The sequence below is a fragment of the Labrys okinawensis genome (genome assembly GCF_047345005.1).
In the GTDB taxonomy this organism is placed as follows: domain Bacteria; phylum Pseudomonadota; class Alphaproteobacteria; order Rhizobiales; family Labraceae; genus Labrys; species Labrys okinawensis.
Map to the genome: position 1 here is coordinate 5,196,781 of NZ_CP178864.1, position 26,995 is coordinate 5,223,775.

Genomic DNA, 26,995 nt, shown 5'->3' on the forward strand with positions numbered 1-26,995 from the left:
GCACTTGGACCATCCGAGATGGCGCAGCGCATCGTTGGCTAGCGCCTTCTCCAAATATCTCCGCGGTCGCTGCGGCGCCCGGCGAACGACCACAAGGCGAGAAGCGTATCGATTTCTTCGAGGGCCGCGTCATTCGGCCAACAAGGGAGTGAATTGTGGTCTACCGAATGGGCGAGCTTCAACCCAATATGGTCGACATCGGCTGGCCGCGTCAGGTCGCCGTCCTTAAGCTATCCCACTTGCTTTCTCCAAAAGGTGGATCGCCAGCATTGGCGTTACCCGTCACGACAAGACGCCGAGCAACAGATACACAGCACCATGCACCAGGTTCTCGCGCGCCTCGTCCGATTTATGTTCCGACTGATAGAGGGCGGCACGAAGCATTAATGTGAACCCGTATGGTCCATAAACGCAGAAGTGCAGATTGCAGCTCGCGACGGCGATAATTACGGTCTGAAGGTGAGACATTGAGGCAGCTCCCGTTGAAGATCAACGGCTCCTCACAAATACGCTTTGGTCGGAAATCGCGATGTCGTCGTCGGAAAAGTTCGGAAAACTTGAGCCTTATCCAGATGGTGGCGGGTTCACGGAGCTACTGAAATGGCATCTTGAAAACGGGACAAGGCCAGATGGCAGTCCAAAGCGGCGAGGAAAGCCATGGACACCGAAGGATCTGGCGCTTGAAATTTACGATGAGCTCGACATTGAAAACCGGACCCGAACGGTTAACTATTGGTGTACGGGCACACGGCCAAACGACATTGAGGCTATTCTACGAGCAATATTTGGCACAGCTCGCGCCGATGATCCCTGGTGCATTGAGCTTCGGCAGGCCCACGGGAAGCTTCGGCAGAAAGGCGAGAAATTCGCCCAAGGCGCTCCTAAGTTTCCTCAGCTTACCGCCGATTTCCTTGGCCGCGAAGAAGACGTTGCGTCCATCTTAGATGGACTGCTCGCCCAGACCTCCGCCCGGGCGGTCCTCGTTCAAGGGTCGCCAGGCATCGGCAAATCCGCTCTGACGGTGGCGATTGGGGCTCATTTCGATGTCATTGCGCGCTTCGGCCAAGCTAATAGGTGGTTCGTGGAACTTGAGACCGCCGGGACGGCAGCGCTTTTGCAAGACGCCATTCTCCAGGCCGTGGGCATCGACAAGCAAAAGGGCTTCAAGGCCGCGTTAGCCTATCTCGCTGAAAATCCCGGCCTCCTCGTCCTTGATAATCTGGAAACCCCGTGGGACTCGATTTCGGAGCGCCGCGCGACCGAGGCCACTTTGGCTGCGTTGGCCGACGTTCCCGGCCTTGCGCTTCTCGCATCGTTTCGCGGTCAAGATCTCGTGCGTGGGCCATCCTGGGCCTTGATACATCTGGTAAGTCGGCTTGAGCCGCCCTTCGACGGGGCCCTGTTTCGAAGGATTGCGCACGAAAACTTTGCGGCAGATCCTGATTTTCCGCGTTTCCTTACCGCGCTCGAAGGTCTTCCGCTAGCGATCGAGCTCGTCGCGCATCTCGCCTTTGGCGAGACGTCGCTCGCAGAGCTTTGGCAGCGATGGGTCGAAAAAGGTACGGAGCTGGCCACTCATCCTGACTATGAGCCGAGTCGCTTAACGTCGCTGGAACGCTCAATCGCACTATCACTTGAATCCAGTCGCATGACACCACTGGCATTGCGCCTGTTCCAGGTCCTCGGGCAATCGCCTGCCGGAGTCGTCTCCGAAGATCGGGACGCAATTCTCGGCATTGATGGGTTTGATGCCGAGAAGAGACTGCGACGCATCGGACTGGCGGTAAAGCGCGGAAGCCGCTTGGATTTGCTTTCACCTATTCGTGAATACGCACGCATCAAGCAAATGACCGAGCCAGCCGACAGCGAAGCTGTGTCAACGAGGTTTCTCAATCTAACGCAAACCTTGGGGGGGAAAATCGGCACCCAAGACGGCGAAGGTGTCATGGCCCGGCTTGTGCCGGAGTACCCCAACATCGTCGCTGCAATGCGTCGGGTCATATTGGCCAATCAACCGGCGCGAGCCATGGCAGCGTTATACGGCTTCTCCCGACTTACTTATATTGGTTTGTTGCCGGCACCGATACTGACGGATTTGTCGAAAGTCTGCCAATCAAATGGCGATTTGCTCGGCGAGGCCAGCTGCTTAAAGCACCTCGGCAATATCGAACTGGCCCGGTCCGACTACGACGCCGCGCGGACCGCTCATGAGCAGGCTCTGCGGCTCTACCGTAAGGTCGGCGACCCACTCGGCGAGGCCAGCTGCATCCAGAGCCTCGGCGATATCGCCCGGGTCCACTCCGACCACGACGCCGCGCGCACCGCCTACGAGCAGGCCCTTCCGCTCTACCGTAAGGTCGGCAGTCCACTCGGCGAGGCTAACTGCATCCGGAGCCTCGGCGACATGGCCGAGGCTCTGTCCGACCACGACGCCGCACGCACCGCCTATGAGCAGGCCTTGCCGCTCTACCGCAAGATCGGTGACCTGCTCGGCGAGGCCAACTGCATCAAGGGCCTGGGCGATATTGCCCGGGATCTCTCCGGCCACGCCGCCGCGCGCACCGCCTATGAGGAGGCCCTGCCACTCTACCGCAAGGTCGGAAGCCTAGTCGGCGAGACCAACTGCATCCGGAGCCTCGGCGATGCCGCCCTGGCTCGCTCCGACCACGATGCCGCGCGCACCGCCTATGAGCAGGCTCTGCCCCTCTACCGCAAGTTTGGCGACCTGCTCGGTGAGGCCGGCTGCATTCTGGGCCTCGGCGTTATCGCCCTGGACCGCTCCGACCATGACGTCGCGCAAATCGCCTATAAGCAGGCTCTACCGCTCTACCGCAAGGTCGGAAGTCTTCTCGGCGAGGCCAACTGCATAAAGCACTTCGGCAACATCGCCCTGGACCGCTCCGACCACGCCGCCGCGCGCACTGCCTATGAGCAGGCACTGCCGCTCTTCCGCAAGGCCGGAAGCCTGGCCGGAGAGGCTGACTGCACCCGGTGCCTCGGTGACGTCGCGCTGGCTCGCTCCGACCATGCCGCCGCGCGCACCGCCTTTGAGCAAGCCCTGTTGCTTTACCGCAAGGTCCGCGACCTGCTCGGCGAGGCCGACTGCTTTAAGAGCCTTGGCGATATCGCCCTGACCCTCTTCGACCATGACGCCGCCTGCACCGCCTTTGAGCGGGCCCAGCGGCTTTACCGGATGGTCGGCAGCGTGATAGCCGAGGCTGACTGCATCAAGTGCCTCGGCGATATCGCCATGGCCCGCTCAGACAACGACGCTGCGCTTACCGCCTATAAGCAGGCCCTGGCACTTTACCACGAGGTCGGTGACCTTTTCGGCAAGGCCAACTGTATCAAGCGCGGCGGCGATATTGCCATGGCCTGCTCCGACCACGACGCCGCGCGCACTGCCTATGAGCAGGCTCTACCACTCTATCGCGAGGTCGGCGAGCTGCTCGGCGAGGCCAACTGTATCCGGAGCCTCGGCGATATCGCCATGGCCCGCTCAGACGACGACGCTGCGCGCACCGCCTATGAGCAGGCCCAACCGCTCTACCGTAAGCTCGGCAGGCTCCTCGGCGAGGCCACCTGCATCAGGAGCCTCGGCGATATCGCCATGGCTCGGTCGGACCACGACGCCGCGCGCACCGCCTATGAGCAGGCCCTACCGCTCTACCGCAAGGTCGGCAGCCTGCTCGGCGAGGCCAACTGCATCAAGGGCCTCGGCGATATCGCCCTGGCCAGCGCGGACCACAATACCGCGCGCATAGCCTATGAGCAGGCACTGCCGCTCTACCACAAGGTTGGCAGCCTGCGAGGCGAGGCCGACTGCATCAAGAGCCTCAGCCGCACCAACGACGACGGTGCTCGCGAAGGCTGAATTCTCCTACCCATTCACTTCAAATTCAAGAACCGCTGTTCCGAAATTCGTGCGGCTCAAGGGGTCAGCTTCGAGGCCTGAATGTTCATGGGTCGGCCTGCTCCGCAGGGTTTCCACACGGCCGGTAGGCTTTGTACTCAGTCAACCCTCAGATGTTGCTGATGCCGCCGCCGGCGAGCATGTCAGAGCCCGTCATCTATGCGCTCTCATCTGAGGCAAGGACGACGGCCGCCACCTGCTCCTCAGACGGCAGCGAGCGCCTGCGCGACGACGGGCTTGGCCCGCTGACTGCGCGAAGATCGAGCGCGGCCGGGTCCCGGCCGAAATTCGTTCTCCTCAGCCATCGCTGGTGCCTGCAATGTTCGGAAAAACGAGGATAAACAAGATAGTGGCACGCAAGAACACATTGTACAGCAAGGCCGCACATTGCGCGATCAGCGAAAAATATGAGAAAAAACAATCGGCCGACCGAGCCGCACATTGCGGCCTTTTATCTGGCCATCACGGTCGTACTGCTTCCCGCGCCTGGGCCTATAACCTCAAACACGCGACGTAGTACGATATAACACTACAGACCCCAATCACGATATTCCGCACTGACTTCTGTATCCCGCCGGTGAACGGCATGCAAAATCGCCGCCAGTCAAATGGCCACTGGCTTGCACTCTTGCTGTTGTTGAGATGCATTCTGCAACACTATCATCTGCCATTCGATTGGCCCGAAGCCACCGAAATACAGCGGTCGTCAGTCAGGCTCTTGCATAGTGCAGCCACCACGAAGGGCATCGAAGGCTCGGCCGAAATACACATTGCTGGCTGTCTAGTCGCCTGACGAAGGCTTTTTCAAGCGCACTCCGACACCGCCTCCATTCTCCGGAATAAACTGAATGCCGGCATTTTCCATGGCGCTTTGCAGATTGTCCACGGTGTGATTTTTGAGCTGGTCCCCACGTTCGAAACGCACAACTGTCTGCGTCGAAACATGCGCTTCACGTGCCAGATCTATCACACCCCACCCAAGCGCCGTTCGGGCCATCTTGCACTGAAGCGGGGTCATGTAATCACTATATTATGGTGATTTATGTTGAGCATCGTTATCGCGCGGTGTAAGGTTTTTGTCGCAAAGCGGCTGAATGCGTGCGGACACACGCATCCAGCCTGACCGCAACCCAAGCTGTATGGAGCTCGGATCATGGCTGATTCTGAGACTAGCACGACTCTGTCTGGACTCTCACGAAGGGATGTTCTCTCGGCCCTTCTGACTACAGCCGGTGGCACAGCTTTCGTTCACACGGGAGCGTTGAGGCCGACGACCCAGCGACGAATGGACCCCGCCCTCGTTGCGTGGAAATCCTGGCGTTCAGCTCACCGCAAAGCACTCAACTCGTGCCGAAAACAACAACGTTTAGAGACCGAACTGGCGCGCACGGTTGGTTTTCCTTGTGTCACTTTCAACGCTCCCGAGCTACCGCAGCCGGTGCGAATTGCATCGCTGCAGGCACTCGATGAACTTGCGATGAAGGTGCCGTCCATTCGCCAGTCGCAGACCTTTCTGGCCGCTGAACTTCATGCTCATAGCGCGCGCTGGGAGGAGGCCGACCAAAGGCTCGGCTATTCCGCCGCTCTGCAGCAGGAAGTGGCTACTTATGCCGAAGAGGCACGGTTCGCCGAGCGTTTGTTCTCGGTCGAGGCGATTTCAATTCTCGGCATCGCCGCGAAGATCGATGCACTGATCGAGACGGAAGCACCAAGCGAAACATGCGATGAATTCCCGTGGCCGGCGCTTCGCAAGATCCGCGGCGACCTCACCCGAATAATGCATCAGCCGCTCGGTCTCACGGTTTGAGACACTGGGCCACTAGCGGAAAGCGTACGTTGCTGTCTCACGAGAGATGGAGCTTCGTGAAGATGTATTACGCGATTTCCTCCGCAGGAAACCTTCAGTCGCAATGATCGAAATAGGCTGGCGTCCCATCCCACGCACAGTAAAGGTTGCGGCCATCCCAATAGCGTACCACACCGGACGGGTCGACCTTCCGCTTCGCGCGCCACACGCAGGCGGCGTTGAGCATCGGCAGGGCGGTCTCGTCCAGGCTAGGAATCTCGATTCCGCGCTGACCATAGCCGTCGTCGGAAACAATAGTACGAGGTAAGGCCATCAGTAGCGCTGCATGCTTGGTCTCTCTCAGCACAAGCGCGAAGCTGTTGAGAACCATGTTATAGCCGGCATGGGCGTGAACGACGCGAGGATCGGTATGCTGACCTATTGTGCGGATCAACTGCTCGACAGCCCCCGGCGAGACGAGCGATGACTTGTCTTCGATTATCCCATTGCAGGCTGCCTGACACCACTGTGCGACATCGGCCGACGTGTAGAGCTTGAGAGCGCCGGAAGTACGCGCGGCGAAGCGCTTGGCCACGGGCAAGTAAGAAGATGTGGTGACGAAGAGGCTTCGCTGCGCCCCCTCAACGCCGGCGATTCCAGATAGTGCAGCGACCGCCTCGAGCCCGATTTTGTTCCTCGCTGCGTATTTCTTAACCTGTACCAGGGTCAGCACATCGCCGATCGGGTCACGCTGCAACAGCTTTATGTCGATACCGCCATCGCCGCGACCCGGCCCCAGCTCCGTTGTGAAGCCTTGGGTCTGGAAAATCCGGGCGAGGAGAATCTCAAACTCGCGCCATCCCAGCCGCTGCAGGTCGACTGGCCGCCGAGCAAAGTGCGCGTATAGTTCCTCATAGACGTCAGCCAAGTCAGGCTGAACAAGGTGGCAGATCCACTCCCAATGAAAGTAGTTGGCATAGGCGGCGCGGCGCGGGCCATCGGCCGGATAGAAGTACAGGTTGGTCCCATCGGCGTTCTCGTACCAGAAGCCGTGGGTGTCGAGCAGGTCCGTAAATTCCCCTTCCAGTTCGCCATAGATGACGTTCTCAAACGTCGAACTGAAGTACATGATGAAGGCCACGGGGGCTTTCCCGTTCGGCTCAGCGTCCACGTGGTCTAAGTAGGATTTGAACCCACAATCAAACCAAAGGTCATGTTTGATGGCCCAGGCTTCGATTGAAGCCTGGGCACTTTTGATTTCGAGCTGCAGTGATAGATCGTCATAGCGGCGATCTGCCAGCATCTCAGGCATCTAATTGCCCCATGTAATGAGAGGTCGATGGAGGTCTGCTGCTGCGATTACACATGATGAACAATAATGAAAATACGTGTTAGCGCTCGTCTTTTTCGGCAGACAGGGCTGGGGCTCTTGTCAAAGAGAGCAGCGGATTGCCGAAAACGGTCATTGCGAGCCCGCGTGCCGGGTCTTGCGCGAAATGTCGATCGACAACCTGGTTCGCATGGAAGTTTGCGGAGATAAGTGTCTCGCCTTGTGTCCAACATTCGAGAAACGTCGGCAGCCAGTGGGATGGAACGCGGGCGTCTAGCGGCCACGGCGACGCCACCACCGCCGAACAGCCCCGATCGACGATCTGCTTCGCCAAACCAAGCGTTGTGTTCGCGGCCGGATGTTTGTCCGCCCGGCCACCACTGCACACGAATAATACCACGACGCCAATATTCCGAAGGGCATTAGCGAGGTCGGTCGCGGTGACCCGGAGGACACCTTCGTCCGACACGACTTGGAAGTATCGTCCCTCGGGGTGCACACCGCCGTGTGCGGTCACGACCGCGAGCGTCGCTCCGGCAAAAGCGCCAGGCAGCACTGGTCCGTTATCGACCGCGAACCCATGGTGCTCTAACGTCGGCTGCAGTCTTTCTGCGATCATCGGCAGTGTCTGACTTTCGGCGCCGGCGGCGGTCGAGATCCACACGCACATCCGTCCGTCGCCGATGAAGGCACCTTCGCGGGCACGACCCAACCAAGCCAGCGAGGGCGTCGCCGCCATCGGCCTTGTCCGCCCCGCGAACTCACCATCAACGAAGAGCAAGTTCGGCGGAAAGGCCTGGAAACTCGCGTCGGCGGCAATCACGACAGGCCCCTCTGGCAAGTGCGAGAGCCGAAGGTCGGCAGTGGTTGTATAGAACAGATTCGCGGTGTCCTCAGCGATTCCATAGGCATAGGGAAAGTCAGTCTCCCATTGCCTCATTCGCTCTTCGAGGATGACATCGGCCGTCTCCCTGACCGGCTGACCAAGCGTCCCCCCGGTCGTCGCCAAACGTATAAGCCGGCCATCCTCGTCAAAGCCCACCTGCACCACGCTGAGGCCAGCCAGAGAGACGGCACGAGCGATTTCCGCCGTCTCGCCGATAGTTGCCGGTGCCTGGGCCGGCACGGCTGCCTCGTCCCAACCCGGCAGCGCGACGCCTCGATCTGCGAGCAAGTCCAGGACAAATGCCGTGCCTTCGGGGTTCTGGAGGAGGTCGTCGTCTGCGAGTGCACGGCCGGCGGCGATTGCGATATTTCGCATGTCGAAACCAACATCATCGGAGTAGCGAGTTAGCCCAAGCCCGCGCATTGCCGCGAGGAGACTCTCGGCCGTTGGTCTCGACGCAGACATCGTCTCGACCAACTCGGCAAGCAAGCCCTTGCCATTCCGTTGCAGCGCATGAAACGTTTCGGCGACATCTGGCGAAACATTGAGGCCTTTCAAATGCGCCATGCGGAGCAACTGCCCAAGAAGTGCCGCGACAGGCGCCGTCAGTCCGTCATGATGAAGAACGTCGCGTCCATTCGCGACGACATCAGCCAGCAGCGACATCAACGCCGCGTTGTCGTCCTCAACGGTTCGCAAGCTCATCTGACGAAGCTGTAGCTCAAGGGTGTCAAGCTGATGCCCGTACCGCTCCTGCAGCCCCATACGATTTAGTAGGCTCCGGGCTTTGTCGATGACCACCCGCGCTTGGTCATGAAAGCCGCAGTCGCGGAGAAGCCGCGCGACACCAGTGATCTCCTGATAGATCTCTTCTTCTTCCCCGCCATTGTGCGCCGCCAGCGTGCAGGCCATCGCCAACATTCCTTCGATAGAATTCCCCCCTCGTGCGTAGATGTCGGCTATCGCGAACCAGCCGAGGCGTCGGCGCTGAGCGCTTTCGGCACTCGTGATCAACGCCTGTTCAGCCAGATCCCGCGCCTGTTGAATGTCGCCCGCGCTCGCTAGTTTGCCCGCGACTAGACGAATGAGACGCAGATCGTAGTCAGGGTCGCTGGAGTGCTGCGCGACCGAAGCTCCGAGGGCCAGCCAGCTCAACATTGCGATGGTGTCTTCGGTCCCGCCCATCGGTGCGAAAATGAGGTAATCCGTAATGGCCGAGACCACCTCGTCCGCTGGTTCGGTGACAAGGCTCGCCGGCAACACGAAGCGGCCTATCACGACCGGTTCTTCGGCCTTCATCCAGGCGAAAGCGGCCTTCAAGAACGGCTTGCGTTCCATTAGCCAGCTCATGCCGGATCCTCCCAGCGCTTTACCCTTCCGCAGCTCGATTGGCCGGGAAGCGAGCTGAAGCACCAGCGCCGCCATCAAGGCTAATCCGACTGTTCCAGCGATGGCGGGCTGCATGAGTTCTACAAGTCCGATTCGGAGCGCATGATTATTGGGATTCGCCGCTAACCGCTCGATTAGCATGAGAACCGCTGTCTGAAAGCGACCACGCGAGACTGGCCACCCTCCGTCTCTACTCGAAACTAACAACAGAGCCTCAAGCGTCTGCAGAAGCAATCGCTCCCCGCGGAGCGACTGTTTAGGCGTCGAGGGTAGCGGTATAACTAGCTCGAGGGCGTGGACCAAAAGTTTTCGAGAGAGGGCGTCGCTGACGCACGCCATGCGATAGGCGTCGGCCAGAACCCCGTCGCTCCCGGCCTCGGCGATTAACGTGTGATAGTCCGGCACCTCATCTGAGATCAGGCGACGGGCCAGGACTTCGTAGAATGCGGCGCCCGCTTCGTCTCTCAACTTCTCCCGTTCGAAAATCGCCGCCCCGGCGTAATCTCGGTTCTCGACTAGTTGCCTTAACTGTCGATGCTGCAAGCTGACGCTGCCCGGAAAGAGCGCTTCAAGCCGCCTGGCACTCCTCTCTTCAATGTCGATCAAGTCTCCATCCTGCGCTGTGGCCAGAGCGCTTTCCAAATCCTCTCGGCCGTCCAGCTCATCAATAGCGGGAGCCAGAAGCTGGGACGCAAGGCCAGAGGCGTTTGCGTCCTGCGCCACACGGGCGAGCTTGACGCGCGAGCTTGGATCCAGCTTAGCGTCTAGCTCCATCCGCTCTCGGACGGCCTGAAGCGCCTGCTCAATGTGACCGGCGCGATAGAGCAGTTGGATACGCAAATAAGCTTTTTGCCGGTCGAGCGAAGGCGGCAGAGCTCCGACGCCCTGAAGCGCCTGGCCCAGTCTACCTTCCTGGATCCACGCGTCCCATTGGTCTACGTGCGCAGCTAGGATCGTTTCGGGATCCTCGTCGCTGTTCGACCCCATGACGCCGCAGCCCTCGACTGTCAGAAGCAAATCTGAAAGCGCCTGACGACGCGGGCTGAGTTTGTCGGCATCGAGAGCCACATAGAGCGCTCTCTCTCCGGCCAGTCTGGTCGCGGCGGCGGCGAGCGCGTGCAATTGTGGAGCCCAAACGTCTTCAGCCTGGAGCGGCGTTTTAGCGCCGGGCGGGACGTAAGGCTCGATCGAATCATCCCGATAGCCCGCGGCCTCGGTGACAATAACGCCTACTCGTTCGTTCTGCGCAGCGATGATGTCGAGCACTGAACTATGGCGCCGGTCGGCCGCGACCATGAGGTCCAAGCGGGGTTTGAGGGCCTCGACTTCTCGCGGCTGGAGAACACGCTCAGCCAACACTTCGAAGCTGTCAACAAACTGAGTCCAAGCCTTGTCGATTGCACTGGCTCGGTCTGTTCCAGGCGGCGCCACCACAATGAAGCGACGCACCGCCCGCCGTCGCTCTTCGTCAACCAAACCTGTCAGCACTGCCGCCAACATGCCAGCACGGGCTATCGACGCTCCGAAATCTAGATTGAAGATGTCAGCGCCACCGAAGATGTCTGGGTTGCGCGTAATAAAAGCCTGCAGCTGTCGTACCCAAGCCGCCCAATCACCGGGTTGGATACTTACACCTTCATGTTCGTCATTCATGTCGTCTCGATAACCCCAACTCTGGCGATCTACATTTGGCTTAGCAATTAGTCGATCCGTTTGTAATCGAGCGTCGGTTTCCACCGAGAGCGTTTCGCTGCCGGAACACCGGCGCGATAATGAGCACGCCCCACCAAAGAATTGCCGGCTCGTTGCACAAACGTTTTAGACGGTGAGGACAGCTCAGAGTAAGAAGCGCCAACAGTCAACGATGGATAGTTGCCGACAAGTTGCCGAAAGGGTATGTCGTGCTGCGGTCGACCGGCGGTACCCTTGAGCCTCCGTTCGTCTGGGATCGGCCGAAGCCTCCGATAATCGTAGAAGCAACGAAGCGCACTGAACAATAAGGCGAGAGCAAGCCGATCCTTTTAGTCGGTTGCTGCGAGCGACCCCTGAATGACCAAGCCCGCATGTGACCACCCAGATACTTCCGATATTCAGCGCGCACCGTGCGCCACCACCATCTCGGCCTTTGACCGCAACCAGCAATCAAGGGCGAAGCGGACTCATAACGTTTCTGACAGCAGGCCCGTAACATGCTTTTGTGGAACTCGCGGTGCACTTGCCGACAATTGCTCCAGCGCGGCTATCAACGGATTTCCGATTATTCGCCGCATTCGAGTTGGGCGACTGAGTTCGCCCTGACATTTTGAGCAAATGCGACCGACGATCGGAGTAAAGGCTTGCTCGCCACAGCTGAATTCCATTCGTTCACAATGGTCGCATTTGAGGGGGACTACACGCGCTTCGAGATGCGGCAACGAATTTTGCGCCATTAGCGTACGGACCATTGCGGGATCCAATGGCACACCGTCTATCTCGACGGCCGAGAAGGTGTCGTCCGGATCGGCTATTTCGTCGTTCGCCTTGTATGCATGTACATGGATTCCCTCTTCCTCCGCCTTCTCAGAGGACCAAATGATCGCAGCGTTCGAACCCCAGACTTGTATGCCCCCGGGATAATCACTCTGTCGTAGCGAGAGGACCTTTGGTGCTTGAACAGGCTGCCGCGGTAGAAACCCTAAGGCTTCTTGTATTGCACGAATAGGATTTCCAATCCCTACAACAGTGTCGCGAAAGGTCTTCCCGCAACCTTCGCACAGATGACGGCGGTGGGGGTGGATACTGAACCAGTCTTTATCGAGATGCGGATATCCGCAATGGGTGCACCGGACGTCGCGTATATCGAATCCGAAAACACTGCTGACCATGTAGTACACAGCATCAATTCCAGAAATCAGCAAGCCCTCCGTAGGAACCTGATGGCCAAGCAGCCTAACTGACCGGTAAGTGGCATCGATATCTTTGTCCCCGGCGGAATCCGTCCGCGCGTGAACATGGATTCCCAAATCCAAGGGGAGGCGAGTCGTATCGTAGACCGGTGGAACAGCACCCCACAGGCCTACTCCGCCAGGATATTGGTCGAGATCAAGATCGAGAATTTCATGAGGCAAAACCGGTGGAAGATGCGCCGCTCGACATGAAATCGTGGGCCGACCGTACTTTGCCGTGGCATCAGCTTTGTGTGTAAAGCACCAGTACCGCGTGCCACCATCCCGTCGCTTTCCGACAGGCGCAATATCGCAACCGCCCACCTGCTCGGACGCCGTCTTTGTTGGCGAGTTGAACGTGTCGAGCTGTCCCATGGCTTCACCTTCTTAGGGAATCTTAAGCCGCCTTGGTGACTTTCTTCAGCGAAAGCAACCATTCACGCAGCCTAATGACTTGGTCCTCAGTCAACTTCGAGCCGTAATGACCGACGATCTCAAACGGTGATCCGCCGTTGTTCTTGAAGATTTCCCGAAGCATATCGAGTGTCTGCTCGCGACCGAGTGCGATCTCCGCCGGATCGACCAAGGAAATACACTTAGTGCCTACGATATAATTCGGAGTGCGCTTGGCAAAGGTCGCTGGATCATGAGTGTCGAGCTTATGCTGTGCGCCGCTTGCGTCGACGATAACGTTCCCAGTCAGTTGACCGTCGTCACGCATTCGAAGGCGCTGGTCAGGAAACTGCTCATATGCTTGTACGGCATCGAGTTTCTGTGCAACTTCGAAGCCGCCCATCACAAATTGGCGGACATTGCGAAGCTTTCCAGATATCACGAACAAATGGTCACCTACTTTGACCTGTCGTCTTAAATCGGGGCGACAAGCGCCGAGGCTGGCGTTTGGTCCGAGATAAGGGTCCTTTACATGCTTCCCAAGCTGCGGATCATAGCCGCTGCTGGTTATGAAGATTTTTCCAATCATCATTGCCCCCAGGTCTGGTCATTATCCTCAGCGAGCTGCCATGCGAGCTTTTGCTTGAGGGCGTTTCCTTGATGACGCGCCAATAGACCCTCACGCTGCAATCGGCCGACAACGATACCCGGACCGATGCCGATGGCTTCTGCAAAGGCGTGAATGTCTTCGTTCGTAAAGCTATTCTTCCGCACGAACTCGCCCAGAGCAGCAGGAGGAATCAATGTGTCGCCAGCAAACTGATTGGCCTCGCTCTCATATTGTTGCATTTCAGGATCAATGACCTGATCCGCAAGATTATCGGCCGCGTTATCCAGGACGAATGATCGCTTCCTTCTATGAAGAAGCACGTGACCTACTTCGTGAAAAAACGTAAACCACATCTGATCATCAGTTTTGTACCGAAGCGTTAGAGCAATGAGGGCTTTCCTGTCGGAGAGCCATCGTGCACAGCCGCTAATCGCACAGTGAGGCAATTCTGGAACCCAGACCACAGCAACCCCTGCCGCCGCGCAAATCTTCTGGACTGGCTCCATGATCTCATCGGCTCGTGTTCTGGTTAGGCGCCTCAATTCTTCGATCGACGCGCGGAGTAGGTGCTCATCAAAATCCGCCGTCTGAAGCTCCGCCGCGACACGCTCCGTTTCGCGGACCCACGCCGAGACCGTTTCGATGCTAGTCGCGAATTTTCGAGTTTGTCGGAATGCGACGCGAGAAGCATTCCACACAGCATCCCAGCTTTCAGGAGATGAAACGCCGAGGAAGTGGAGCAACGCGTCCACCTCAGACTGCGCAGGGTTTAAAAAGTGGAGCTTTCGCATCTCCTTCAGAGGGAATTTTCTTGCCCAGTTCGACCATTGAGCGGACTGCGCGAGCTGGAAGTTCCTTGCTTCAGCTTCGTCAAATCGACGCTGAAGGTTGAGCCAAAAATGTGCGGGGCGTTGAAGCACCTTCTCCAGGGCAAGCGACGTCGCTGCCGTAATTGGCGCCTTTCCATTACAAATCTCGCTGATGGTCTTTGGCGTGAGGCCTGTACGCCGTGCAAGGTCGCGTTGCGCCCAACCATGAAACTCAAGATAATCTGCCACGACCTCGCCAGGATGCGGGACAGCCGTCGGCTGAAGCAGAGTAGCTTGCTGATCGCTATCCATGAGTATCCTCAATTGCTACGATTTCGATCTTCGTTATCGATGCCCACCGTTCTTGCTCATTGGAGCGGTCCTTCGGGGCATTCTCTTCGATTGGCAGGAATAGTAGTCGATAGGGCTGTTTCAGATCGATCGAAAAGGTGCCTGCAAGTTGGCCTTTTAATTCATGGCAACGTTCAGGCCCTGACATTGGCGGCCAGAAATCTGCCAGCGCATCAGCCGCACGCAGCTCAGCAAGGCGCAGCATGATTTTCTTCATCATGTCGCGGCCATATTGCTTCTGGCACGCAGCTTCGCTCTCAAGCGATGCCGCGAGCTTACCTTTGGCCAGAACCTCCATGCGGTACCTATTTGGTAATCATATATGAATATCAGGTGTTACTAACTTGGTAACATCCTTTAGCCGAGCCAGAAGGCTGCGTCAAGGGGATGTTCCTGTTTCGTATCAGGTATGTGGTGTCAATCGGCGTCCAATTTTGGCTCTGACGCACTTTTGATGAAGATTGGGCCTATTCGGCTCCGATTACACGCGCTTGCAGCAGGTCGATTTTGCCGCGTCCGTACATCTGCCGTTTCACAAGCTTGAGTTTCGTGATCTGGCCTTCTGTCTGCCCGTTGGACCACGGCAAAGCGATCGCGGCGCTGATAGCCGCGCGGTCCTTCAGCACGCCCTGGGCGAAGGAGGCAACGAGGCTTGATTGGGCCCGCTCAAGCCAGGGTTCGAGATCGGCCAAGGCCTTCTTGCGGATCATGGCCTGGAAGGCGCCGATGGTTTCTCGTGCTTCGACGAGCAACGGCACGCCTCTCTCGATGGCAGCAACCGTCACGGTTTCAGCCTTGGAAAGGCCATCGCGGCCGATAGTCAGCAGGCGGGCAATGGTCCGCGCCGATGGCGCGCGGCGCAAGATATCGCCATTGACCTTGTCGGCGCGCCGGCGCCGTGCGGCCCATTCGCTCACGACCCGCAGACATCCTCTGAAGCCTTGTTCCTTGAGCTTGCGCCACAACCTGGCACCATTGCGATGGCCCGCCTCCCATTGGGCGTCTAGCCAAGGGAGATAAAGCTCCAATGAGCTTTCCCGAAGCCGGAAGATATCCGAACGCTGTCCTCGCAGTATTTTGCGCACGAGGCCGCGGCTGTGTCCCGTGCGCCGCACGATCTCCATAATCGGGCTGCCCTCCTTCGCCAGGGCGAGAATGGCGGAATTGGCGTCTTCCCGGCGAAGATATCCCTCATACTGCAGCCGCTCGGCTGCTGTGAGCAGATCAGGATCGATCGTGGCGGCCCCGAGGGCCGTTCGGATCGAACGCATGGATTTGCGCACCGCGTCCAGAAAGGCGGTGCTGGCATTTTCCATCAGGTGCCAGCGATCGGCAACCTGCGTCGCTGCCGGCAGGGCCTTGGCGGCGGCCACGCCATAGCCTCCACCTCGGTCACGAGCGACGATACCGATCTGCGGTTGCTCGGCGAGCCAGGCCTGGGCCGTCGCGGGTTCGCGATCAGGCAAAAGGGCGATGGTCTTGCGCCTCTCCAGATCGCAGATCAGCGTCCCGTAGCGCTGATTGCGTCGCCACGCCCAATCATCGATGCCGATAATGGTTGGCGGAACCATCCGTGGGCTGCCCTTGCGCCGGACGACGCGTAACATGGTGTCGTTACTTACCGGTATCTGCAACCTGCGCGCAAAATCTGCCGCCGGTCGGCCGCCTAGCACAAGCCCGAGATGGTGGACAATCAGATCAAGGCGCCCAGTTCGCCTTGCCCAGGGAGCGAGCCCATCGTTGTCGAAGCGCTCGGTGAAAATCCGCCTGCTGCATAGAACCTTGTCGCACCAGAACCGCCGAGCGATGACAAAAAGCCTAACAGGCCTGCCTGACAGCGGGAGATCAGCCAGCCGTCGAGAGTAGCGGCTATGGATACGTCTCGATCTCGTCCTGCAGGCGGGGCAAGGGCTGTTGTCAGACTCCGAATGGACCGTGATGAAGACGAGCGCATCGTCCCGGTCGACCCGGTCGACCACAAATCCCGGCGGTACAAACGTTGAGGCGTGCAAGGTTGAAGCCATCGCGTTGATTCACTTTGCGAAACCAACGCCAGTCGCTGCCTCAACTTCATCAAAAGTGAGTCAGAGCCAATTCTCGATGGAAAAATCCCCTCCGACTGGGTCACTTCTCAGTGGAAATCAACAGGGCCGGGACGAAGCGGAAACGGCCCGGCGTCTGAAGGCCTGGAACGAGCCGATCCAGCGCATCCGCGGCCGCATCGAGAAAATCTTTGGCACCTGGAAGCGTAGCTACGGTCTTGCCCGCATGCGATGGCGCGGTCTGGCCAAGGCAGGCTTGCAGATCCGCCTCACCACCATCGCCTATGACATCAAACGCTGCTCCTCAATCCTGGCTTGCGCCTGACATCCCTGCCGATCGGATCTCGATGGGAACGCAACCTCTCTCAGCGGGACGCCGGCAGCTCAGATCGATAAAAAAACAAACAAAATCAACGCTAAAACCTATCCGCGCACAGGTCTCGTAATGACGGGCTGACGCGCTCTTAGCCGAAGCACTGACCCCAATCACTCCGACTCGGTCCAAGCGGCAATATGTAGATTGAAATCCGGTCCCCAGTGGCGGCACGTGTTGAATTCGGCGGGCTCTCATCATCGAGTATGGTGCGGCACTTGGTGAAATCCGAGGAGTGGCATACTTCAACACCCCAGAGAGCGGCTGACATTCTGGAAGGAAGGTGACGCCCATGCGACTAGGATATCTTGAAGCACCTGCGCCAAGACGGAATGGTGCTCGATGAGTACAGGAGGAGACGGCAAGCTTGCCGATGCGGCGTATCGCACCGTACTCGAAAAGATACTTTCCCATGAATTGGCCGGCGGTTCTGTCATTCAGGAGCGCAAGCTGGCCGAAGCGATGGGCGTCTCGCGTACGCCCATGCGCGATGCACTCGGCCGGCTCGAAGGCGAAGGTCTTCTCGTCAGGCTGACCGACCGCCTGCTGTCGGTCCGGGTTATCACCCTTCAGGACTATCTCCACAGTCTCGACGTACGGATGATGATCGAGCCCCAGGCCGCCGGCCTCGCGGTGCGCTCGCTCACGCCAAACGATATTGACATGCTCCGCGGCGAGCTTGCCGCGCTCGATGCGGACGAAGGCCCGGAACTGGAAGGGCGTCACTGGCGCTTCGACGATCTGCTGCATGAACTCCTTGCCGAAAGGAGCGGCAACCCCTTCCTCAGCAAGCTCATCCGCGAGATGCGACGCTACACGAAGATCTTCGAGCGCCAGATGGTGCCGCCGCGCCGCAAGCCAGGGCTGGACGATCATGGCCGCATCCTCGATGCATTAGCGACGGGCCGCGCCGAGAAGGCGCGCGATGCGATGTCCGAGCACATTCGGAACGTCAGAAAGCGCATCCTCGACGGCCTCTGACATCAGCGCACCCTCCGCTCCCATAAATTCTGCCTAACACTTGCGCGTGCTTAATTTGCGTGCAACAAGTGGTATACCAAAAGAATGCCACTCGGCGACCGCCGAGCGAGCCGCCCCTCTCGGTCCGTGCGAGGCGGAAGCGGCCTGGTGACATCCAGAACCGGAGTGGGACCATGAATGTTCTGAAGTTTGGACTGTGGATATCGCTTTTCGCGGGAGCACTGGCCATCGCGCCAACAATCGCATCGGCCGACGATTGCCAGCCGAAGGTCGCGGCGAGCGATCTAATCGCAGGCGGCACGCTGACCATGTCGACCAACCCGACGCTGCCGCCGCTGCAATTCGTCGACTCGTCCGGCGCCTTGAAAGGCATGCGCATCGAGCTCGGCACTGAAATCGCGAAGCGACTTTGCCTGAAACCCGATTACGTCAAGATCGATTTCGATGCGATGGTCCCCGGTCTGCAGGGCGGCCGCTGGGACATGATCAACACAGGCATCTTCTTCACGCCCGCGCGCGTTAAGCTGATGTATATGATCCCTTACGAAAACCAGGCGATCTCCATCTCGATCGCCAATCAGGACAAGGGCAAGATCACCAAGACCGACGATCTCGCCGGCAAGACGGTGGGCGTCGAGATCGGTGGTTTCGAAGAGGCGCAGACCCATGCCCTCGACACAGCCCTCAAGGCCAAGGGGCTGCAGGGCCTCACCATCCGTACCTTCGATACGTTCGCGGTCGCCTATCAGGCGCTCAAGGCCGGCCAGGTCGACGCGGTGACATCGATCGACGGAGTCGCCAAGGCGTATCAGGATCGTGGTGATTTCACGCGTGCCATCAGCGGGCTCTATCCTGCACCCGTCGCACTGGCCTTCAAGAACAAGGCCTTGGCCGTCGCGGTCAAGGGCGTGCTCGACGACATGAAGAAGGACGGCAGCTACGACAAGCTTTTCGCCGCCTACGGCGTCCCGGCCTTTCCCGATGCCTTCGCCGTTCATGGTCCGGACATGTGAAGCCGTATCGGCTGACGGAGCGGTCGTCCCGCTCCGTCTGCAACCGCTTGGGAGACAGCGATGCAAGGGTGGAACTGGCCAGGCTTCTTCGACTATCTCACCAACCCTTATCTGGCGGAGGGCGCTGTCACCACATTATGGCTGACCGTCGCCTCGATTTCGGCGGGCTTTGCCATCGGGTTCCTGCTTGCCGTGATGCGACTGTCGCGGCTCCGCATCGTCTCCTTCGCAGCGGCCTTCTATGTCTGGCTATTTCGGGGGACACCGCTTCTGGTGCAGCTCATCGTCATCTATACCGGGCTGCCCCAGATCGGCATCCGGCTGTCAGTGATCGAATCCGCTCTGATTGGCCTTTCGCTCAACGAGGCCGCCTATTTGGCTGAGATCATCCGAGCCGGCATTGCTGCGATCCCCTTTGGACAGAGCGACGCCGGAAAGGCGCTCGGAATGCGCAACGCACTGGTCATGCGCCTCATAATTCTTCCCCAGGCTCTGCGCATCATTGTGCCGCCGATCGGCAATTCGGTGAACGGGCTTCTCAAGACGACATCGATAACCTCCGTCATCTCGATGGAGGAGCTCCTGCGCCGTACGCAAGTGCTGATCCAGGAGCGTTTCATGGTCCTGGAGCTCTTCACGGTTGCCGCGCTCTACTACCTCGCCATGACGACGGCTTGGGACTTCGTGCAGCGTGCGATCGAGCGTCGCTTCGGCCGCGCCTACGAGCAGATGGGGGCCGCGACGGAGCAGCGCTGACCTCAACGGCTTCTATTTCCTGCAAACCCAACGATATGGCACGGCGAAGCCCGTGTGAAAGACATCATGAGCAAGACATTTCGCGGCACCTTCACCGTCATGATCACGCCCTGCGACGCCGAAGGCCGCATCGATCTTAAGGCAATGGCCGACTTTACCGAATGGCAGATCCGCCAGGGCATTCACGGTCTCATTCCCCTCGGCTCAACAGGAGAGTTCCTTTCCCTCCAGGAAGAAGAACGACATGGCATTGCAGCGACGGTGATCCGCACGGCTGCCGGCCGCGTACCAGTGCTGCTGGGAACCGGTGCCGAAGACACCCGGGAGGTTGTCCGTCTGAGCCGTGAAGCCGAGCACCTCGGCGCCGACGGCGTGATGATCATTCCCCCATTTTACTCGACACCGACGGAGGATGAACTCTACCACCACTACAAGACCGTAGCCGACGCGATCTCCATCCCGATCATGGTGTACAACAACCCGGCAACGGCCAATGTCGATCTCAGGCCATCGCTCGTCGCACGCCTAGCCACCATTGAGGGGTGCGATTACATCAAGGAATCGACGTTGGAGGTGACGCGCGTGCGCGACATCATCCGTCTTGCCGGCGACCGCATGACAGTGTTCGGTGGAATTCTCGGCTTCGAATCCTTCGTCGAGGGAGCACAGGGCTGGGTCGCGGTTGCGTCCAACGTCGCTCCGGCGCCGCTGGCAAGGCTTTTCGAACTCGTGGCGGATGAGGGCAGGATCGCGGAGGCCCGCATGCTCTATTTGAAGTGGCTCCCCGTGATCGAAGCGGTGGGCGGCCAACGCTATGTTGCCGGCACCAAGGCGCTGCTGACCCATATGGGCTTTGCCGCCGGGCTGCCGCAACCGCCGAGGCTCCCCCTGCCAGCGGACGCCGATGCGCAAATGCGGAAGCTCGTCAACGATTTCAATCTGCATTATGCCCTGTGATCAACGTGCCTGCCGAAGGTGGAGCAGATAAAGTGAATGGTAGCAGGGCGTATGCCGCAGGCTGGCACCACCGAGCCTTCACGGGTTCTCCGGGGCTCAGTTGAAAGCACATGTCTCGGCTGCCGACATCCGCTGGCCAAATGCTCACCTTTCAGTTCGAAGGGCGCGCCCTCACGGCGGCCGCCGGCGAGACGATCGCCGCGGCCCTGATGGCCAATGGTGAGGTTGCTCAGACCTTTGCCCGCAACGGCGAACCGCGTGGCCTCCATTGCGGTATGGGCGTGTGTCACGACTGCCTCGTCGTTGCGGACGGTCGGGCCGGGGTACGAGCCTGCATGACCAAGGTAACGGCCGGGATGAAGGTGGGCCGCCAGCCCTCGAAACTCCTCCTCGGCGATCACCTGGTTGATGCCGCACCTTCGCCCGAAGGCCCGCTGCTGGAGGAGACGGTGGATCTGCTGATTGTCGGCGCGGGCCCTGGCGGCCTCGCAGCCGCCGAGGTCGCCGGTGCCTCGGGCGCGTCGGTATTGATCGTCGACGAGAGGCCAGCCCCGGGCGGCCAATTTTTCAAACAACCCGCGAGCGGCTCAGCCCTGACACCCCGCTTCAGCGACCGCCAATCTCAGGACGGCTCGATCCTGATCCGCTCGGTCCGCGCGCTTGGTGTCGAGATCCGCAGCCAGACGCTGATCTGGGGAGCGTTCAGGGAGGACGGCGTTCTTGTGCTCGGCCTCTTCCATGAGGGTCGAGCCAGCTATCTGAGGCCGAAGATATTGATCATCGCCTCGGGAGCTTTCGAGCAACCCGGCACCTTCCCTGGCTGGACGCTGCCCGGCGTGGTCACGACCGGCGCCTGCCAGACTCTGCTTCGAAGTCATGGCGTCCTGCCAGGAAAGCGCATCCTCATCGCCGGTAATGGCCCACTCAACCTGCAGGTCGCCGACGAGCTCGCCCACGCTGGCGCGCAGGTCATCGCCGTCGCAGAGGCCGCGCCGCCGCCCTGGACGCGGCCGAGGGCGGCCCTCAAGCTGATGGCGGCCGACGCTACGCTGGCAGTGGCGGGGCTGCGCCATCTCTCCCGTCTTGCTCGCCGCGGCATTACCGTGCATTGGGGTCACCGTCTCGCCAGGGTCGAGGGCGGAGTACGGGCCGAAAATGCCGTGCTTGTGGATGCAGCGGGCCGTGAACGGGTCTTCGCCGTCGACGCGGTTGGCGTGGGTGAGGCGTTTTCTCCGGCCAACGAACTCGTCCGCCTGCTTGGCTGCGCCCATGTAGTGAAGGCTGACGGCCCTCCACGTGCAGAAACGAAGCGTGACGATGCCGGCGCGACCTCGCTTGACGATGTCTTCGTTGTCGGTGAAGCGGGTGGTTTCGGCGGCGCGCAGGTCGCCATGGCGCAAGCTCGCCTCGCGGCGAGTGAAGCCGTGCGCCGGCTGGGCCGCCAAACGCGCGAAGACGCCGCGTCGCGCCGCCGCCTCGCCCGCAACCGACGTTTTCAGGGTGCTTTGTGGAAGCTCTTCGCGGCGCCCGAGCCAGGATTGTCGAGAGTCGGCGACGACACCCATGTATGTCGCTGCGAAACGTTGAGCCTGGGCAACCTGCGCCGGGTCATCGAAGCCGAACACGTCGCGGATATCGCAACCCTCAAGCGGCTGACGAGAGCCGGGATGGGGCGGTGCCAGGGACGCTATTGTATTCCCCGGCTCGCTCAGCTCCTTGGTGGCCCCACCCTGGAAACGGAGTTCCCAGCGCCTCAGATGCCGCTGCGGCCGATCCCCCTCGCCGCTCTCGCCGTGGAGAAGCCGGAATGGGCGGGTCACCGGCGCGCCCTGTTGCCTCCGGCCGTGGCCTCGGTCGCCGGTTCGAAACCGCTGCCCTTCACGGAGGTCTCGGTCTTGGTGATAGGCGCCGGCATTGCGGGGCTCTCCACGGCCCTGTTCCTCGCTCGTCATGGGCGGGAAGTCGTCGTGCTGGACCGCGGATATGCCAATGCGCGCGCATCCGGCGGCAATGCCGGCAGCTTGCACGCCCAGCTCCTTTCTTTCGATCATGGCGCCAGGGCCGAAGGCGGCGGATCGCCGGCAGCCCGAACCCTGCCGCTGCAACGCGATTCCATCGCACTTTGGGCCGAGCTCGAACGCGAGCTTCACCGCGACTTCGAAATGAGGATAACAGGCGGTCTGATGGTTGCCGAGAACCAGCGCGATCTTGCCTTCCTTGTCGAAAAGACCCGTGTGGAGCAGGCGCACGGCATCGATTGCCAGATGATCGACGCCTCCACGCTACGTGGTCTCGAGCCGGCCCTCAGCGACGGCTTTCTTGGCGCTGCCTTTTGTCCCCAGGAGGGCAAGATCAATCCGTTGATCGCAACACAGGGCGTGCTGGAGGGAGCAACAGCCGCTGGCGCGAAACTCTTCGAGCGGGTGGATGTCATGGCCATCGAGCGCGGCGCGGCGGGTTTCGTTGTCCACACCTCGCGCGGTTCTATCCGTGCCGGCGTGGTTGTGAATGCGGCCGGCGCATTCGCTTCGCAAATCGGCCGCATGCTGGGGACCGATGTTCCAGTGTTCGGCGCACCCCTCCAGATGGTGGTCACGGAGGCCGTCGAGCCGCTTGTCTCGCGCCTCGTCGCCCATGCCGACCGGCACCTGACGCTCAAGCAGGCGGCCAATGGCAATTTCATCATCGGAGGCGGCTGGACGGCCGGGCTGGATCCGATCCATCATCATCCCAGGCCCCTACGGGCCAGTCTGGAAGGCAATCTGTGGGTTGCGCAGCATGTCGTCCCGGCCCTGCGCAAGCTTCATATCATCCGCAGCTGGGCTGCGATGAACGTCAATATCGACGGCGCCCCAATTCTAGGTGAGAATCCCGGCATTCCCGGCTTTTTCAACGCCGTCGCGTCAAACGGCTACACGCTCGGTCCCCTGGTCGGACGTATCACGGCGGATCTGATCTGCCGCGGTGAAACCGACCGCGATGTTAGCGCCTTTTCAATATCGCGCTTTCGCAACTGACGGAATGCATCGCAATGGTTGAGGTCGGTGATGTCCCACATGGGCTCAAAGTCGTTGACCCAACTCCGTTCGCACTCAGGCCTATGGCCAAGGTAGGCGAGGTTCCGCGAGCTCTCATAAATGCCGTTATGCGAATTCCAGAGGACCCTGCAGTCTGCCGCAGCGGCCGCGACCAACTAACGAGTCTGATTGAGAGCGGACATGTTGCCCGCCCAGGAGCATTTTGTGGGTTGGAGAGAGGAACGCAGCCTAGTCTAATAAAAGGCCGCAGTCCCGGCCTTGAGGGAGGGAACAGCATAGGGTTGGCGGAAGCTTGGCGTTCAAGACAATCAAGCTGTCATATCCCGTATAAACGAGAATCCCAGTATACGGGCTCATGTAGGCTCGCGCTGACGTGCTTAAACTCAGCATGCGCCGGATTAATGAGGAAATTCATATCGCGGCGAGCTACTACGCTAGGGACGATTGCCACAAGGCTCCGCTTCTCACCGCACCACTTTTCGCCGTACGCCTTGCTAGATTCGGCGATGGGTCTATCCCAGCCTGGCAATGTTGCCACAGGGAAAACTTCATAGCTCAAGCCGCTAGGAATAGTGACGGTCACGCAATGCTGATTTAGAGGCATCCTCCCACTGCCATGGACCAATTTCTCAAGCAGTGCGGTTGAATAGTGCTCGCTGGTATAAATCATGGGGCTCCGGGACGTATTCCAACGCCCGGGCGCGATCGTTGAGCCCGTAGCATCGAAAACAGGATAAGCTCCGTTGGGGTCGCCGATGCGATAGCAGGTCAGGATGCGATCGAGTATCTGCGCGGTCACGCCGCAGTGCCGTATTTAAGCCGGCCCAGGATGTCCATGACCAGATCAGCACCGAGCTCGCTCTTCATCACTACGTCAATGGGTAGCTTGTCGTTGATCATTGGGTGAGCGCGGAATAGGAAGTTGCGCGCCTCGTCCTTGCTCCCCCAGGCGTCAACAGCCGCCGTATAGACCTTCGCCACACGCGCTAGCTTAGTTCCTTCGTCAAGCGATAGCTTGTGTGCTGCCTTCCGGCGCGACCATGTCGCACGTGGCACAAAGCGGTATTTAAACTGGGTATCACCCGGTGCCAAGAATCCGGTAATTCGGTCGAGCGTGGCAAACGGAAGGCCACCTTCGATTTGCTCGATGAGGCCAATGGGCGAGACAACTTGCTTGGGGGATAGGCCAAGAACCTCGGCAGTTGTCAGAGCGGGCATCACAAATTCCCTGTTCATATGAGGCAACATATAGCCTCACACGAGGCAAACGACAAGGCCCGTAAGTGCAGCGACAACCATAACCGACGTTATGCGAATTCGCTGCCCGGCCGGTCCTCGGCCGCAAGCCGAACGACATCGTTCGATTACCGAAAGGCAAAAACGACCGTGGGTTCCACTTCTCTTGTCGTCTCAGGTTGCCTTGGGTGGACCCCATGCTTCCGATTTGGGCGCCCCCCGTCGGCCTAAATTGTCGTCAATTTTGGACAGTGTCGGCTTTGTCTGACCAGTATGTGAATTGGCAGTTGATTTGAATGCCGGTCGGGACGCTTTGGATTTGATGATGGTACGGAAGCTGAGGTTAATTTACGACGCCGATTAACACGTGTGAATACCAGATTGAGGCTTGTGGGCGACAGTGTGGAAGTCCAGGGATACGGGCGGAGGACTGCGAGGCTCGGCTCAACTTGACCAGCTGGATCGATTGCGAAGCTAGTCCCGCTCTTGAACGATCGCGACACCGATGAGCTTATATCGAATTATCCATACGACGACGTACCGCTACAGGCGTCCGGTTACCTTTGACGCACATCGCTTGATGTTCAGGCCGCGTGACAGCTTCGACCAAAAGCTGATTTCCTCGTCCTTGCGGGTCTGGCCGACCCACAGCGCGATTCGATGGTCTCACGACGTTTTTGGGAACTGCGTGGCTGAAGTGTCCTTTTCCGGCACCGCTCAGGAATTGCGGTTCGAGACAAATCTTCTTGTCGATCACACCCCCGACGCCGCGCCCCACTTCACCATTGATCAAGAAGCCCTTAGCTATCCCGTTCACTATTCGCCGGAAGAGGCGCCCGATTTGGCGAGCACAATCGCGCAGCAGTTTCCTGAAGACGCGTATGAACTTCAAAACTGGGCACGGCAATTTGTCAGCACGAGCGATCGTCCGAAAACAACCAATGTGCTCATGACCATGTGTTATGGCATTCGCGAAGCCTTTGCTTACCAGCGACGCACCGAGCACGGCACGCAAAGCCCGCTGGCAACTCTAAAGTACAAGCGCGGATCATGCCGCGATTTTGCGCTGCTGATGATGGAGGCTGTGCGATCGCTTGGATTCGCCGCCCGCTTCGTGACAGGCTATCTGTACGTCCCGGCACGGGGTCACGCTACAAATCTCGGAGGTGGCTCTACGCATGCGTGGTGCCAGGTATATTTGCCCGGAGCCGGTTGGGTGGAGTTTGACCCGACCAACGGGATCGTAGGCAATCGCGACCTGATAAGAGTGGCGGTTGCAAGGGAACCGCGGCAGGCGGTGCCCTTGTCTGGCTCTTACCACGGTGCGCGCTCAGACTTTCTTGATATGGACGTGCGCGTGAATGTCACTTACGAACCCCCTGGATCAGGACAACGATCAGGCCAAGCTTCTTCCGTGATTACTGAGAACCTTCGCAGAGAGTGCGGACCAAAGGTGTGAAGCATCGGTATGTCCATGGCGTCGCGACCGCGTGCGATCAGGATACGCCCTACGCGGGGAATGTTATGCCGCGCGTCGAAGGTGTACCATTTCCCACCTAAATATGCCTCGTACCAGGCATTGAAGTCCATCGGCGCGGGATCGGGCGGGACGCCGATATCACCCAGATAGCCGTTACAATATCTGGCAGGAATATTGAGGCAGCGACAAAATGTGACCGCTAGGTGTGTGAAATCGCGGCAGACCCCCCGACCTTCGTTGAATGCCTCCCAGGCTGTTCGGGTTGGTCGCGCAGTCCCATAGTCAAATCTTAGGCGTCCATGGACATAGTCATTGATAGCCTGGACTTTCGCCGTAGCCCCTTTGATCCCACCGAAAAGGTTCCACGCTGTCGACGTTAGAAGGTCTGTCTCGCAGTACCTGCTTGCCAACAGAAATTGAAGCGCGTCGTTCGGAAGGTCGTCGATTGAGACATCGTAAAGTGTGGGCGGCGCTTCATCGGGACGCCCGCTGTCCTCGATGATGCCTTCCGACTGGATTTGGACCGTACCTGGAAACCCTCGGATGCGCCGGCAAGTGTTGCCAAAAACATCGGTGTAAAGCTCGGCGATTTCACCGCTTGCGACGTGGATCAGTTGTTGTTCATTGACAAGATTGATTCGACGGTCGGGCGACACATCCATGAGAGTGATGATGTGCGTTGGTTGAGAAATATCGATTTCGATGTTGAAGCCGTAGCGTATCAGCAT

The 26,995-nt window shown here is 59.3% G+C and carries 20 protein-coding genes; 9 read left to right on the forward strand and 11 right to left on the reverse strand.

The annotated features are described in order from the left end of the window. The first annotated feature begins 529 nt into the window (after window positions 1-529). Window positions 530-3,874, forward strand: coding sequence for a tetratricopeptide repeat protein (locus ACMDCR_RS24330; protein ID WP_413989100.1), 3,345 nt, complete (start codon window positions 530-532; stop codon window positions 3,872-3,874). Window positions 3,875-4,694: 820 nt separating this feature from the next. On the opposite strand, the gene ACMDCR_RS24335 is transcribed toward ACMDCR_RS24330, so the two are convergent. Next, entirely contained in the window at window positions 4,695-4,931 is a 237-nt protein-coding gene (locus ACMDCR_RS24335) for a helix-turn-helix domain-containing protein (RefSeq protein WP_413989101.1), read from the reverse strand. A gap of 267 nt (window positions 4,932-5,198) precedes the next feature. Here ACMDCR_RS24335 and ACMDCR_RS24340 point away from each other — a divergent pair, with 267 nt between their 5' ends. Then, entirely contained in the window at window positions 5,199-5,720 is a 522-nt protein-coding gene (locus ACMDCR_RS24340; RefSeq protein ID WP_413989102.1) for a hypothetical protein, read from the forward strand. Window positions 5,721-5,814: 94 nt separating this feature from the next. Here ACMDCR_RS24340 and ACMDCR_RS24345 read toward each other — a convergent pair whose 3' ends face one another. The 7 genes from ACMDCR_RS24345 to ACMDCR_RS24375 all read right to left on the reverse strand — a co-directional run bounded on the left by ACMDCR_RS24345 (window position 5,815) and on the right by ACMDCR_RS24375 (window position 16,415). Beyond that, entirely contained in the window at window positions 5,815-7,011 is a 1,197-nt protein-coding gene (locus ACMDCR_RS24345) for a restriction endonuclease (RefSeq protein WP_413989103.1), read from the reverse strand. Between the two features lie 79 nt (window positions 7,012-7,090). Beyond that, complete coding sequence (locus ACMDCR_RS24350) at window positions 7,091-10,957, reverse strand: hypothetical protein (RefSeq protein ID WP_413989104.1); 3,867 nt, start codon at window positions 10,955-10,957, stop codon at window positions 7,091-7,093. A gap of 506 nt (window positions 10,958-11,463) precedes the next feature. Next, entirely contained in the window at window positions 11,464-12,603 is a 1,140-nt protein-coding gene (locus ACMDCR_RS24355) for a hypothetical protein (RefSeq protein WP_413989105.1), read from the reverse strand. Window positions 12,604-12,625: 22 nt separating this feature from the next. Next, window positions 12,626-13,213 carry a hypothetical protein gene (locus tag ACMDCR_RS24360; RefSeq protein ID WP_413989106.1) on the reverse strand — a complete coding sequence of 196 codons (588 nt, stop codon included), beginning with the start codon at window positions 13,211-13,213 and terminating at the stop codon, window positions 12,626-12,628. Further along, window positions 13,210-14,352, reverse strand: a complete 1,143-nt coding sequence (locus tag ACMDCR_RS24365; RefSeq protein WP_413989107.1) for a HigA family addiction module antitoxin — start codon at window positions 14,350-14,352, stop codon at window positions 13,210-13,212. The genes ACMDCR_RS24360 and ACMDCR_RS24365 overlap by 4 nt, the downstream gene beginning before the upstream one ends. Beyond that, window positions 14,345-14,689: a type II toxin-antitoxin system RelE/ParE family toxin gene (locus ACMDCR_RS24370; protein WP_413989108.1), complete on the reverse strand. Its 345-nt coding sequence runs from the start codon at window positions 14,687-14,689 to the stop codon at window positions 14,345-14,347. Before ACMDCR_RS24370 ends, ACMDCR_RS24365 begins: the two co-directional genes overlap by 8 nt. 169 nt (window positions 14,690-14,858) lie before the next feature. Beyond that, the gene (locus ACMDCR_RS24375) at window positions 14,859-16,415 is read right to left on the reverse strand and encodes an ISL3 family transposase (protein ID WP_413989109.1); all 1,557 of its coding nucleotides are present in this window, start codon (window positions 16,413-16,415) and stop codon (window positions 14,859-14,861) included. Here ACMDCR_RS24375 and ACMDCR_RS24380 point away from each other — a divergent pair. From ACMDCR_RS24380 to ACMDCR_RS24405, 6 genes are all read left to right on the forward strand, one after another. After that, a complete protein-coding gene (locus tag ACMDCR_RS24380) occupies window positions 16,330-16,758 on the forward strand; it encodes a transposase (RefSeq protein ID WP_413989110.1) in 429 nt (142 codons plus the stop codon). The two genes, ACMDCR_RS24375 and ACMDCR_RS24380, sit on opposite strands and share 86 nt — an antisense overlap. Window positions 16,759-17,148: 390 nt before the next feature. Continuing rightward, complete coding sequence (locus tag ACMDCR_RS24385) at window positions 17,149-17,787, forward strand: GntR family transcriptional regulator (protein ID WP_413989111.1); 639 nt, start codon at window positions 17,149-17,151, stop codon at window positions 17,785-17,787. A gap of 173 nt (window positions 17,788-17,960) precedes the next feature. Continuing rightward, window positions 17,961-18,800, forward strand: coding sequence for an ABC transporter substrate-binding protein (locus ACMDCR_RS24390; protein WP_413989112.1), 840 nt, complete (start codon window positions 17,961-17,963; stop codon window positions 18,798-18,800). 60 nt (window positions 18,801-18,860) lie between these two features. After that, window positions 18,861-19,556, forward strand: a complete 696-nt coding sequence (locus ACMDCR_RS24395) for an amino acid ABC transporter permease (protein WP_413989113.1) — start codon at window positions 18,861-18,863, stop codon at window positions 19,554-19,556. A 66-nt stretch (window positions 19,557-19,622) separates the two neighbouring features. Beyond that, window positions 19,623-20,513: a dihydrodipicolinate synthase family protein gene (locus tag ACMDCR_RS24400; protein WP_413989114.1), complete on the forward strand. Its 891-nt coding sequence runs from the start codon at window positions 19,623-19,625 to the stop codon at window positions 20,511-20,513. Between the two features lie 140 nt (window positions 20,514-20,653). Next, window positions 20,654-23,530 carry an FAD-dependent oxidoreductase gene (locus ACMDCR_RS24405; protein ID WP_413989115.1) on the forward strand — a complete coding sequence of 959 codons (2,877 nt, stop codon included), beginning with the start codon at window positions 20,654-20,656 and terminating at the stop codon, window positions 23,528-23,530. A gap of 337 nt (window positions 23,531-23,867) precedes the next feature. On the opposite strand, the gene ACMDCR_RS24410 is transcribed toward ACMDCR_RS24405, so the two are convergent. Both ACMDCR_RS24410 and ACMDCR_RS24415 read right to left on the reverse strand, forming a co-directional pair. Further along, the gene (locus ACMDCR_RS24410; protein ID WP_413989116.1) at window positions 23,868-24,350 is read right to left on the reverse strand and encodes an RES family NAD+ phosphorylase; all 483 of its coding nucleotides are present in this window, start codon (window positions 24,348-24,350) and stop codon (window positions 23,868-23,870) included. Next, the gene (locus tag ACMDCR_RS24415) at window positions 24,347-24,769 is read right to left on the reverse strand and encodes an antitoxin Xre/MbcA/ParS toxin-binding domain-containing protein (protein ID WP_413989117.1); all 423 of its coding nucleotides are present in this window, start codon (window positions 24,767-24,769) and stop codon (window positions 24,347-24,349) included. Before ACMDCR_RS24415 ends, ACMDCR_RS24410 begins: the two co-directional genes overlap by 4 nt. A gap of 523 nt (window positions 24,770-25,292) precedes the next feature. On the opposite strand from ACMDCR_RS24415, the gene ACMDCR_RS24420 reads away from it, so the two are divergent. Continuing rightward, window positions 25,293-26,246 (forward strand): transglutaminase family protein, encoded by a 954-nt coding sequence (locus ACMDCR_RS24420; protein WP_413989118.1) that lies wholly within the window; start codon window positions 25,293-25,295, stop codon window positions 26,244-26,246. Here ACMDCR_RS24420 and ACMDCR_RS24425 read toward each other — a convergent pair. After that, a complete protein-coding gene (locus ACMDCR_RS24425) occupies window positions 26,156-26,995 on the reverse strand; it encodes a transglutaminase-like domain-containing protein (RefSeq protein ID WP_413989119.1) in 840 nt (279 codons plus the stop codon). The two genes, ACMDCR_RS24420 and ACMDCR_RS24425, sit on opposite strands and share 91 nt — an antisense overlap.

Coding starts and splice junctions, on each gene's coding strand:
- ACMDCR_RS24330 (WP_413989100.1), top strand. CDS start 530: ATGTCGTCGTCGGAAAAGTTCGGAAAACTTGAGCCTTATCCAGATGGT.
- ACMDCR_RS24335 (WP_413989101.1), bottom strand. CDS start 4,931: ATGACCCCGCTTCAGTGCAAGATGGCCCGAACGGCGCTTGGGTGGGGT.
- ACMDCR_RS24340 (WP_413989102.1), top strand. CDS start 5,199: ATGGACCCCGCCCTCGTTGCGTGGAAATCCTGGCGTTCAGCTCACCGC.
- ACMDCR_RS24345 (WP_413989103.1), bottom strand. CDS start 7,011: ATGCCTGAGATGCTGGCAGATCGCCGCTATGACGATCTATCACTGCAG.
- ACMDCR_RS24350 (WP_413989104.1), bottom strand. CDS start 10,957: ATGAATGACGAACATGAAGGTGTAAGTATCCAACCCGGTGATTGGGCG.
- ACMDCR_RS24355 (WP_413989105.1), bottom strand. CDS start 12,603: ATGGGACAGCTCGACACGTTCAACTCGCCAACAAAGACGGCGTCCGAG.
- ACMDCR_RS24360 (WP_413989106.1), bottom strand. CDS start 13,213: ATGATGATTGGAAAAATCTTCATAACCAGCAGCGGCTATGATCCGCAG.
- ACMDCR_RS24365 (WP_413989107.1), bottom strand. CDS start 14,352: ATGGATAGCGATCAGCAAGCTACTCTGCTTCAGCCGACGGCTGTCCCG.
- ACMDCR_RS24370 (WP_413989108.1), bottom strand. CDS start 14,689: ATGGAGGTTCTGGCCAAAGGTAAGCTCGCGGCATCGCTTGAGAGCGAA.
- ACMDCR_RS24380 (WP_413989110.1), top strand. CDS start 16,330: ATGAAGACGAGCGCATCGTCCCGGTCGACCCGGTCGACCACAAATCCC.
- ACMDCR_RS24375 (WP_413989109.1), bottom strand. CDS start 16,415: ATGGCTTCAACCTTGCACGCCTCAACGTTTGTACCGCCGGGATTTGTG.
- ACMDCR_RS24385 (WP_413989111.1), top strand. CDS start 17,149: ATGAGTACAGGAGGAGACGGCAAGCTTGCCGATGCGGCGTATCGCACC.
- ACMDCR_RS24390 (WP_413989112.1), top strand. CDS start 17,961: ATGAATGTTCTGAAGTTTGGACTGTGGATATCGCTTTTCGCGGGAGCA.
- ACMDCR_RS24395 (WP_413989113.1), top strand. CDS start 18,861: ATGCAAGGGTGGAACTGGCCAGGCTTCTTCGACTATCTCACCAACCCT.
- ACMDCR_RS24400 (WP_413989114.1), top strand. CDS start 19,623: ATGAGCAAGACATTTCGCGGCACCTTCACCGTCATGATCACGCCCTGC.
- ACMDCR_RS24405 (WP_413989115.1), top strand. CDS start 20,654: ATGCTCACCTTTCAGTTCGAAGGGCGCGCCCTCACGGCGGCCGCCGGC.
- ACMDCR_RS24415 (WP_413989117.1), bottom strand. CDS start 24,769: ATGCCCGCTCTGACAACTGCCGAGGTTCTTGGCCTATCCCCCAAGCAA.
- ACMDCR_RS24420 (WP_413989118.1), top strand. CDS start 25,293: ATGAGCTTATATCGAATTATCCATACGACGACGTACCGCTACAGGCGT.
- ACMDCR_RS24425 (WP_413989119.1), bottom strand. CDS start 26,995: ATGCTGATACGCTACGGCTTCAACATCGAAATCGATATTTCTCAACCA.